The sequence below is a fragment of the Saccharomonospora iraqiensis subsp. iraqiensis genome (assembly GCF_000430445.1).
Taxonomy (GTDB): Bacteria; Actinomycetota; Actinomycetes; order Mycobacteriales; family Pseudonocardiaceae; genus Saccharomonospora; species Saccharomonospora iraqiensis.
Genome location: NZ_KE387086.1, coordinates 8169 through 16607 on the forward strand (window position 1 = coordinate 8169; position 8439 = coordinate 16607).

At 71.6% G+C, this 8439-nt stretch carries 8 protein-coding genes; 2 read left to right on the forward strand and 6 right to left on the reverse strand.

Features of this window, described 5'->3' with window-relative positions:
* The 6 genes from ACTIR_RS22815 to ACTIR_RS0111100 all read right to left on the reverse strand — a co-directional run.
* Positions 1-1874 (reverse strand): flavin-containing monooxygenase (locus tag ACTIR_RS22815; RefSeq protein ID WP_084789420.1); only part of this gene is annotated, 1874 nt, incomplete at its 3' end.
* Between the two features lie 179 nt (positions 1875-2053).
* Positions 2054-2428 (reverse strand): hypothetical protein, encoded by a 375-nt coding sequence (locus ACTIR_RS25880; protein ID WP_154663719.1) that lies wholly within the window; start codon positions 2426-2428, stop codon positions 2054-2056.
* A gap of 39 nt (positions 2429-2467) precedes the next feature.
* Entirely contained in the window at positions 2468-4246 is a 1779-nt protein-coding gene (locus ACTIR_RS0111090; protein WP_026454335.1) for a hypothetical protein, read from the reverse strand.
* Between the two features lie 61 nt (positions 4247-4307).
* Positions 4308-5621: an exonuclease domain-containing protein gene (locus tag ACTIR_RS22820; RefSeq protein WP_065388569.1), complete on the reverse strand. Its 1314-nt coding sequence runs from the start codon at positions 5619-5621 to the stop codon at positions 4308-4310.
* Positions 5618-5806, reverse strand: a complete 189-nt coding sequence (locus tag ACTIR_RS27505) for a hypothetical protein (protein ID WP_233345879.1) — start codon at positions 5804-5806, stop codon at positions 5618-5620. Before ACTIR_RS27505 ends, ACTIR_RS22820 begins: the two co-directional genes overlap by 4 nt.
* Positions 5807-5971: 165 nt before the next feature.
* On the reverse strand, positions 5972-6610 hold the full coding sequence (locus tag ACTIR_RS0111100; RefSeq protein WP_026454336.1) for a TetR/AcrR family transcriptional regulator: 639 nt from the start codon (positions 6608-6610) through the stop codon (positions 5972-5974).
* 136 nt (positions 6611-6746) lie between these two features.
* Here ACTIR_RS0111100 and ACTIR_RS0111105 point away from each other — a divergent pair, with 136 nt between their 5' ends.
* Both ACTIR_RS0111105 and ACTIR_RS26560 read left to right on the forward strand, forming a co-directional pair.
* A complete protein-coding gene (locus ACTIR_RS0111105; protein ID WP_411431326.1) occupies positions 6747-8255 on the forward strand; it encodes an FAD-binding oxidoreductase in 1509 nt (502 codons plus the stop codon).
* Positions 8256-8259: 4 nt separating this feature from the next.
* The coding region (locus ACTIR_RS26560; protein WP_034239470.1) for a diacylglycerol kinase family protein at positions 8260-8439 on the forward strand (180 nt) is incomplete at its 3' end.

Genomic DNA, 8439 nt, shown 5'->3' on the forward strand with positions numbered 1-8439 from the left:
CCCGGCCCCGCGTCGCCCGGTGGCGCGTCGTCCAGCGGCGCATCGTCCCCACCGGGGACGAGCACCTCGCGCAGGCCGCCCCCGGCACGCCACCGCCGCAGCAGCTCGTGGAAGGCCACCGGTCCGTCACCGTACTGCTGGCTCTGCGGCCGTGGTCTGCCCTCGTTGTTGTAGTAGCCCGGGGTGCACTCGGCCAGGAACGCGTGCTGGTCCGGCGCCTTCTCCCGGATGGTCTCACCCCAGGCCCGTTCCGCCTCGGCGCTCCGCTCGACCCGGCGGGCGCCGCGGCCGCGGGCCTCGCCGATCACCGCGGCGACGTGGGTGGCCTGCTCGTCCAGGATGTGCACGAAGTTGACCGAGCTGGCGTTCTGCATCGGGCCGAGGTGGAACAGGTTCGGGAAGTGCGTGCTGTAGAAGCCGTGCAGCGTGCGCGGCCCGGAACCGAAGTAGCCGGTGAGGGTGCGCCCACCCCGCCCGTACACCGGCAGCAGACCGGAGAGCACCCCCGAGATGCCGACCTCGAACCCGGTGGCGAAGATCAGGCAGTCCACCTCGTACTCGCGGTCGCCGACCACGACCGCGTCGGCGGTGATGCGCTCCACCCCGCCGTGATCGGCGGTGTCCACCAGCGTGACGTTCGGCCGGTTGAAGGTGTCCAGATACGTGTCGCTGAACGTCGGCCGCTTGCACATGTAGCGGTACCAGGGTTTGAGCGCCTCGGCCGTGTCCGGATCGGCGACCACCTCGTCCACCCGGGCACGGATCTCGTTCATCCGTTGGAAGTCGGCGAGCTCGTCCCACGCCTCCCGTTCCCCGGGGGCGAGTCCGCTGTCCGCGTCGTTCGGCAGCAGGGCGCTCAGCAACCGGGCGCTGCGGGTCCAACCGTCGGCGACCAGGTCCTGCTCGGCGGATCCCCCGCTGACGAGCCGCAGGAAGTTGTCCCGGCGACGCCGGTGCCAGCCCGGGGTCAGCGACGCCGCCCACGCGGGGTCGGTCGGCCGGTTGTCCCGGACGTCCACCGTGGAGGGCGTGCGCTGGAACACGTACAGCTCGCGGGCGTCGCGTCCCAGGTGCGGCACCACCTGGATGGCGCTCGCGCCGGTGCCGATGAGCCCGACGCGCTTGTCGGCGAGCCCGGTCAGGCCGCCGTCGGCGTCCCCGCCGGTGTAGTCGTAGTCCCACCTGCTGGTGTGGAAGGTGTGCCCGGTGAACGTCTCGACGCCGGGGATCCCCGGCAGTTTCGGGCGGCTCAGGGTGCCCGTCGCCGAGACGACGAAGCGCGCCCGCATCCGGTCGTCCCGGTCGGTGCGCACCAGCCATTCCTCCGCCTCGTCGTCCCAGCGCAGTTCGGTCACCCGGGTCTGGAAGCACACGTCGCGGTACAGGTCGAAGTGCCGGCCGATGGCCCGGGTGTGCTGCCGGATCTCCTCGCCCGGGGAGTACTTCCACCCGGGCACGTACCCGAGTTCCTCCAGCAGCGGCAGGTAGACGTAGGACTCGATGTCGCACTGGATCCCGGGATAACGGTTCCAGTGCCAGGTACCCCCGAAGTCGGCGCCCTCCTCGACGAGGCGGACGTCGCCCACGCCCGCCTGCCGCAGCCGCGCACCGGTGAGCAGGCCGCCGAACCCGCCGCCGATGATCAGGACCTCGACCCGGTCGGACAACGGCTCCCGGGTGAACGCCGGGTCGGCGTACGGGTCGGCGGCGTAGTCGGCGAATTCGTCCTCGGTACGCCGGTACTGGGCGGGCCCGTCCGGCCGGATCCGGCGGTCACGCTCGGCCCGGTACCGGGCGCGCAGCGCCTCGGGATCGAAGCCCAGCTCCTGCGGGCCCGGCAGCCGGGACCGTGGGGAGGTGTTCGGGACGGTCATGAATTCCCTCCGGACACACGTCGACCGGGGAACGGCTCGCCTCCCGTACGAGGCGGTCGGACGCACGGCCCCCCGACCGTGGTCACCGGCTGTACCGAACCGTTCCTGCTCCGTGTCCAGCAAACCGAACACCCCGGCCAGCGGTCAAGCGGTTGACTTAGACAGAGCTGATGCCGGAATCAGCGACGGCCCACGAAAGGCCAACCACGGCGGCGCCAGCCGAGCGGAAGTGAGCGGACGAAGTAGTGAGCGCTGTCGTCGCCTGTCCCGCGCACGGCGAGGTCACGCTCGGCCTCGCGACGGTCGGCGAAGACGCCGACAGCAATCGGATCTGCCGCTTCCGGACCGCTGTCACCTCCAGCTGCCAGGAACACGATGTGTACGTCGTCGCCGACCTGACCTACCACCTCGTGCGTTTCCCACACCACTCGCGTCTCGGGTTCACCATCCACCACCTCGGCTTCGATGGTTCGCGCTTCGTCTTCGGTCGACACGACAGCGATCAGCGGTTCCGCCTGCCCCGGGCCACGACGTGCGTACAGAAGGTTGATCACGTTTCCCGCCGCCGCGCAAAGACCGTGTCAGTCACGACCTCACACATCGCCTTCCGGTACGGGCGCTTCAGCCGCACCCTCCGTCAATCGGCCGGTGGGAGCGCTGGGAAGCGAAACGTTGCCCGCCTCGAGGGGGGCGTAGCGCCGCTGTTGCAGCTCCTCGCGTTCGACGTCCGGGATCGTCATCGACTCGGCGAGCACGGCGGCGAGGGCGTCCACGTGAGTGTTGTCGATGTCCGGGTGGAACGCCCAGCGGATGTTCTCCTCGCGCGTGATGAGGTCGATCGCCGAGCGCCCACCGCTGTCCTGTGTGGTCGCTGCCCGGACGTAACGTACCCGGTCGATCGGGATGTCCTGACCGATCTCGCCCTGCGCGAGGAATGCGCTCGCCCTGGTCATGACGATGCGGCGATCCGTGACGGCGACCAGTGTCTTCGCCGCCGCCTTGTCGATCGCCGCCGCCAACTTCCCCTTCGCTCCGCTGAAGAACGCAGGAACGGCGTCGTGGGCCTCGAGTTGGTCGGGGAAGCCGAGGACACGGAGGGTCTCACCGTCCTCGAGGAACCATCGCAGGATGCGGAGGTACGGCTCGAGGTCCAGCGATTCGGGTGCGCAGACGACGCCCGGAGCCTCGATCGGGGGCACCGGCCGGTGGAGAGTGTCGGCAAGAGGCTCGAGCGCCTCCAGAAGGCGGGCGGAGATCTCGCGGGCCGCCTTCGCGTCCCTCCGCCTCCCCGGCAACGGCAGTGTGCCGGAACCGGGAAGCTCGGCGACGATCCGCAACTCCCGCGTCAGCGAGTCGACGAGGCTCGTCGTCTCCGCGAGCGCGGAGTCGAACTCCTCGCGAGTCTCGCGCGCCATGACGTCGACGAGCCGTGCCTCACCGGCGTCCTCGGGTCCGGCGGCTCTCGCCCGCGCGGCGTGCAGAGCCTGATAACCGGTCCATGCCTTGAGGGAGGACAGGAGGGCGTTGGCGTCGAAGAAGATCGCCGAGGCGTTCGTCTGGAGATACTCACGGCGGCCGTGCAGGTCGAGCTCGCGCATCTGTTCGATGTGGTGGTGGACGTTCAGTCGGTACTGTTCACGCTGCTTACGCAGGGACGCTTCACTCCCCGCGATGCTGTCCCACAGCGAGGCGGGGACCGACCCGATCTCTTGCGCCCGGTCGACCGCGCGCTCGACGGTGGCCACGAGGCCCGTCAGTTCGGCCCACTGCTCGTTGCGGATGGTTGTGAGTACCTGGCTCGTCAGTGCGATGTTGGTCCGGACAAGACCCCTGATCTCGCTCAGCTGCATCTGCAGGCCGACCATGGCCAGTGCCGGCCCGATCGCGGCCGCGGTCTGCGCCGCGCTCACCGTACTCACGGGGATGAAGCGGGCCTGAGCGGCTATCTTGCCGTCGGCGAGCACTGTTCCGAGGTTCGCGCCATCCTTGACGGCGAGCGTTCCACCGGAGCTCAGCAGTGCCCGTGTCGCGTTATCGATTCTGTAGAGCCCCTGCACGCTGGCGAAAGCGTTCCCGAGGTTGCCGGCCACGGTCGCCGTGTTCCCGATCGCGGCGAGGGCTGTGGCGATCTGCTCGCGGTCGGCGGCCGGCACGAGCCCGAAGTCGATCAGGCCGGGCTCGAGTTCCGCCGGGACCTTTTCACCGAAGACGACAGCGATCCCCGGGAGCACCTCCGCCAGGACCGTCGGTGCCGTCGATTCGATGTCCGAGTTGGACGGCGACCGGTCCCCGATAGCGGAATCGGCGGTATCGCTGCGGCCGCTGTTCTCCCTGGGCTCGGCGATCTCCATCGAATCCGAAGGGTCCTGCATGCGATATCCTCCCCGTGCGGGCGCGCACCGACCGGGCGTCGGCCACGTTGGCGGCCGGAGTTTACGGCTCGACGCCCTGCGGTGCGGTGGCAACCCGACGTGTCGTCCCGTCGCTCTTCCCCGGGGTCGCCGACGGCATCGAGTCGAGCGCGCGGACCAGGGCGTGTTCGTCCACGATCGGAACACCCAGTGCGTGGGCCCGGCGGGCCTTGGTGGACTGCGAGTCCGGGTCCGCCGCGACGAGCACGCGTGTCCTCCCGCTGACGGATCCGGTCACCCGCAGCCCGCACGCCTCGGCCCGCTCGGTGAGGACGTGGCGACCGTGCCGCATCTCCCCGGTGAGCACGATGCGATCGCCCGGGCGCAGGTTCAGTCCGCCCACGGTCACCTCGGCACGTGCGTCGGACCCACCGGCACCGGTCGGGCGCTCCTCGTCGAGGACAGTGGCCGCGACACGGTCGTTCAGCCCGAGGAGGGTGGCCACCGTGTCGAGATCGCTGCGCTCGGCGTCGGTGACGGTACCGTCGGCCCACGCGGCCCGCGCCAGTTCACGCAGGTAGCTGTGGTGCACGGCGACCACATCGCCCTTGTCCATACCCAGGGAGCAGGCGAGCTCGACGAGCGCGTCGGCCTCGCTTCCGGAGATCCGCCGGTCCAGCAGTGCCTCGTCGAGCAGGGAGAAGTAGGCGTCCACCCGGGGCTCCTCGTCCCGCGGCAGACGCTCGACCAGCCGGGCCAGGAAGTGCGGCTCCTTCCGCCCCACCGGGGTGCGCCGCACCGGCGCGACAACGCCCAGCGGCAGGCGGGGCCAGGACCGGCTCACGAAGCGGTACTGGTCGGGGGTGGGCTGCACGACCTCCGGCGCACGGGCGATCAGGTGGGCGAGCAGTCCGGCGGCGGCGAGGGCGTCGTCGCGGGCGGAGTGCCAGTCCCGCTCGGGCAATCCCGCCGCGGCACAGCACTCCCGCAGGGAGCGGGGTGCCCACGGCATCGCCGCACCGGCGGCCCGCATCGTGCACAGTCCCGCCTCGGGCAGAACCGGGGCGTCGATCCCGATCCGGTCGAACTCGGCGCGCACGTGTCCGGCGTCGAACGGCCAGTTGTGCGCCGCCACGAGCCGGCCGCGCAGTCGTTCGACGAGATCTCCGGCGATCTGGTCGAACCGGGGCGCGTGCCGCACGTCCGCGGCGCGGATGCCGTGGATGTCCTGGCGTCCGAGGTCCCGGCCGGGGTTGAGCAGCGTGCACCACTCGTCGGTGACCGTGCCGTCGGGATCGAGGTGGATCACTGCGATCTCGACGACGCGATGGTGCCATCCGGTCGCGAGCCCGGTCGTCTCGGTGTCGATGACGGCATAGCCACGTGGCGAGATCATCGGCGGCTCCCCGCCCCGGCAGCGGATCGGACGGTGGTCCGCCAGGACGGCGGGAGCGGCTCGGGCGCGCCGGGTCCGGCGGTGGTGGTGGACTGATCCAGAACGGCAGCAAGACGGTCGGGATCGGCGGCGTTGCCGATCGCCCAGCTCTCCCCTTCGGGACGGGCGAGCTCATCGTCGGCCACGGGTGCTTCTGTCACGGGTCCGGTCCTTTCCTCCCACATCCGGGGAGACGTCGGATCCCGCACGGCCCGGTGTTACACGGTCACGCCCGCTCGCCGTTCGGTGGTGGCCCAGGCCCGCCACACCACCCGGTTCTCCGGCCCGACGACGCCGATCCGGTGGCGCGCTCAGGGCCTCAGGTAGCGGTCCAGCAGGAGCGTGAGTTCGTCGTCCAGCGCGTCGTAGGAGTCGTCCGGGACGAGGACCGGTCCGGTGAGGGTGAACGACCACGCGGTGAGCAGCACCGACCGCGCGAGCATCGCCGGTTCGCCCGCGCGGACGGAGCCGTCCCGCAGGCCACGGCGCAGACCGTCCTCGATCATCGCGAGCTGGGCGTCCGAGGTCGCCCCGGTGCGGTGCAGCAGATACGGGATGAGGAACTCCGGATCCACCTCGACGATCTTGCGCACCAGCGGGTGCACCCGCAGTGTCCCGACCAGGTGCGTCACCGCGGACACGACGGCCTCCCGCCCGGTGCCGCCCACGTCCGGCGCCTGCGCGGCGAGGGCGGCGAACTCACGGGTGACCAGGGCGGCCACCACGGCGCGGACGTGGGGCCAGCGGCGGTAGAGGGAGGCGCGGGAGATGCCGGCGCGCCGGGCGATGTCGGTCATGCTCATCCGCCGCATCCCGACGGCCAGCAACAGGTCGTGGGCCGCGTCCAGGAGGGAGTCCTCGGGGATCGCGTTGGCGGCGCGGGGCGCCCCGGACTCCCCCGGTGCGGGGTCCGGACCGGCACCGAGCTCTTTGCGCCGCTGCGACACCATGTGTCACAGTGTAACAGCGACCAGTTGGAGGTGCCCGCGAGTGACCGAGTACGACCTGCCCGCCGTCGACCGCCACCCGTATCTGTGGGGCAACGTCGACGCACCCGGCCACCTCCCGGAGGCCGCCGCCGACGCGATGACCGCACTGGGGGCCGTCCCACCCGGACCACCCGTGGACCCGGCCGACGCCCGCCTGCCGGAAACCGCCCTGCCCGCCGGGTTCCTCGACGCGCTCGGCGCCGCGGTGGGCAGCGGCCACGTCGACACCGGGCACGACGCCCGTGTCCGGCACACCCGCGGCTTCTCCGCACCGGACCTGTTGAAGCTGCGCGCGGGCGACGCCTCCGACGCGCCGGACGCCGTGGTCTCCCCCGGCTCGCACGACGAGATCGTGCGGGTGCTGGAGATCTGCACCGAGCACCGGGTCGCGGTCGTCCCGTTCTCCGGGGGCACCTCGGTCGTCGGCGGCCTCGCGCCCACCCGATCGGGCTTCCACGGGCTCGTCGCCCTCGACATGCACCGGCTCGACCGGTTGGTGGAGCTCGACGAGACCTCGCGCACCGCCGTCCTCCAGGCCGGCCTGCGCGGGGTCACCGCGGAACGGCTGCTGGCCGGACACGGCTACACCCTCGGCCACTTCCCCCAGTCCTACGAGATGGCCACCATCGGCGGCTACGCCGGTGCCCGATCCGCCGGCCAGTCGTCCACCGGCTACGGGCGGTTCGACGAGATGGTCGTCGGCCTCACCGTCGCCACCCCGCGCGGCACACTCACCCTCGGCACGGCGCCGAAATCGGCCGCCGGACCGGACCTGCGCCAACTGGTCCTCGGGTCGGAGGGCGCGTTCGGCGTCATCACCTCGGTCACCGTGCGGATCCGACCCACCCCGGCCGCCCGGGTCTTCGAGGGCTGGCGGTTCGACTCGTTCGACGCGGGCACCACCGCCCTGCGGACCCTGATGCAGGACGGACCCCGCCCGACCGTGCTCCGGCTGTCCGACGAGACCGAGACCGCGGTCAACCTCGCCGACCCGGACGCCGCGCTGGACGGCTCCGGATCCGGGGGCTGCCTGATGATCGTCGGATACGAGGGCACCGCAAACGACGTGGAGACCCTCCGCGCCGCCACCGCCGAACGGCTGCGCGCCCACAGCGGCCACTGCGACGGCACCGACCCCGGCGAACGGTGGCGCGAGGGCCGGTTCCGCGGGCCCTACCTGCGGGACCCGCTGTTCGACTCCGGCGCACTCGTGGAGACCCTGGAGACCGCGACGTTCTGGTCGAACATCGACACACTGCGCACCGCCGTCACCGAGGCCGTGCAGGGGGCGTTGACCGAACAGGGGTGCGCCAACCTGGTCATGTGCCACATCAGCCACGTCTACGAGACCGGGGCCTCGCTGTACTTCACCGTCGTCACCCGGCAGCTCGACGACCCCGTGGCGCAGTGGGCACGGGCGAAGGAGGCCGCCAACGCCGCGATCCGCGCGCACGGCGCCGCGATCTCGCACCACCACGGCGTCGGCACGGACCACCGCGAGGCCCTCGCCGCCGAACTCGGTCCGGTCGGCGTGGACATGCTCCGGGCGGTCAAGTCCCGGGTGGACCCGGAGGGCATCCTCAACCCCGGCATCCTGATCGGCTGACACGATGCCCGGTTACACGGCTCTGCTGAATCCCGTCGCCGGTGGTGGCCGGGCGGTGCGGATCTGGCGCCCGATCGCCCGGGCGCTCGCCGCACGCGGCATCGACTGCACCGAGGTCACCACCCACGGCCGGGAACACGCCGTCCGGGCCGCCGCCGACCACGCCCGGCGCGGCGACACGGTC